Genomic DNA, 1,643 nt, shown 5'->3' with positions numbered 1-1,643 from the left:
CGAATACCACCGAGTGGACGGCGCCGATACGGGCGACGGCGAGCATCGACGCGATGGCCTCGGGGATCATCGGCAGGTAGATCGCGACACGATCGCCGCGCTCGATGCCCAGGTCGATCAGCACGTTCGAGAGGCGCTTCACCTCGTCGGTGAGTTCGGCGTACGTGACGTTGCGCTGGTCGCCGGGTTCTCCCTCCCACCGGAGCGCGATGCGCTCGCCGTTACCGGCCTCGACGTGCCGGTCGAGGCAGTTGTAGGCGACGTTCAGCTCGCCGTCGGCGAACCACTCGGCGAACGGCGGGTTCGACCAGTCGAGCACCTTCGTGAACGGGGTGTGCCAGTGGAGCTCGCGCGCCTGATCCGCCCAGAAACCTTCGCGGTCGGCGGCGGCGCGCTCGTACAGACTCGCGTCGGCGACGGCGTTCGCGGCGAACTCCGCCGACGGGGCGAAACGGCGGGTTTCGTTGAGGAGATGATCGATCTGGCTGCTCATCTGGCGCTCCTTCGCGGTCGAGGCACGGCGCGTCCTCGCGCCACGGTCACGCTATCCCCCCGCCGCGAACGGCGGTTACCTCCGATAGTTGGGATCCGCCCTGGGCGAAACGCCTGATATATCGCTCGATCATCTAGCGATTCGGGTTGGCGTGGCGCGCTCGTGTGCGTACTCTTATATCTGCCCGAACATCGCTTCCGGCAAGCGCGTCGGGGGGAGCCCCCCAATTTTTCCCCGGCGCGTGGCGGCATCCCTCGCCCCCCATTGATGGGATGCCGCCCTCTCTTTTTTCCGGGCGGTTCCGCGCCCGACTCTCCCCGAGGAACACCTGCCCTCCCCAGGCGGTGAATCGGCGGAATCATCCACGGATCGTGGCATCGGCGCCGCGGCGGCCGGGTGGTCCTCCGTACCGTCATCGGCGTGACCTCCCCCCGCCTCTTCCCCCTCCCCGCTCCCGCGCCGGCACCGCTCGCCGCGGAGCCCCCGTCGGTTCCTCGTCTGCTTTCCTCCGCGTGGGACGATCCCGCCCTCGCGTTCCTGCAGCCGTTCCTCGACGACCCCGACGTCAGCGACGTCTTCGTGAACGGCGACGAGGGGATGTTCGTGGACCGGGGGAGCGGCGCGGAACGGGTGCCGTCGTGGCGCGCCACCGAGGCGGAGGTCCGACGGCTGGCCGTCCGGTTGATCGCGCGGGGCGGGCGTCACCTCGACGACGCGTCCCCGTGCGTCGACGTGCGGTGGGAGCGCGGTGTGCGCGTGCACGCCGTCCTCGCGCCGGTCGCCGCCCGAGGGACGGCCATCTCGATTCGCGTCCCGCGCTGGAGTTCTCCGGACCTCGACGATCTGCATCGAGCGGGCATGTTCTCGGAGGCGATCCGCGACGCACTGGGTGCTCTCGTCCGCGAGCGGTCCAACGTCCTCCTCACCGGAGGCACGGGGGCGGGCAAGACGACTCTCCTGTCGGCCCTCCTGTCGTCCGTCCCCGTCACGGAGCGGATCGTGACGATCGAGGAGGTCGCCGAGCTCCGCCCGCGGCATCCGCACCACATCGCTCTGGAAGCCCGACAGGCCAACCTGGAGGGGGCCGGCGGCATCGAGCTGCCCAGACTCGTCCGCGAGGCGCTGCGGATGCGCCCCGACCGCCTCGGCT

2 protein-coding genes are annotated in these 1,643 nt (G+C 70.2%); one reads left to right on the top strand and one right to left on the bottom strand.

Going from position 1 to position 1,643, the window contains the following annotated elements; all coding sequences use genetic code 11:
* Window positions 1–493, bottom strand: a 493-nt coding sequence (locus tag I5G_RS03230) for an acetyl-coenzyme A synthetase N-terminal domain-containing protein (RefSeq protein ID WP_026095614.1), incomplete at its 3' end; no start/stop codon positions are given.
* A 498-nt stretch (window positions 494–991) separates the two neighbouring features.
* Here I5G_RS03230 and I5G_RS20310 point away from each other — a divergent pair.
* A partial coding sequence (locus I5G_RS20310) for an ATPase, T2SS/T4P/T4SS family (protein ID WP_036326031.1) occupies window positions 992–1,643 on the top strand: 652 nt, incomplete at its 3' end.

The sequence above is a fragment of the Microbacterium sp. B19 genome (assembly GCF_000333395.1).
GTDB lineage: Bacteria > Actinomycetota > Actinomycetes > Actinomycetales > Microbacteriaceae > Microbacterium.
This window is presented reverse-complemented; position numbering and strand designations above follow the sequence as displayed.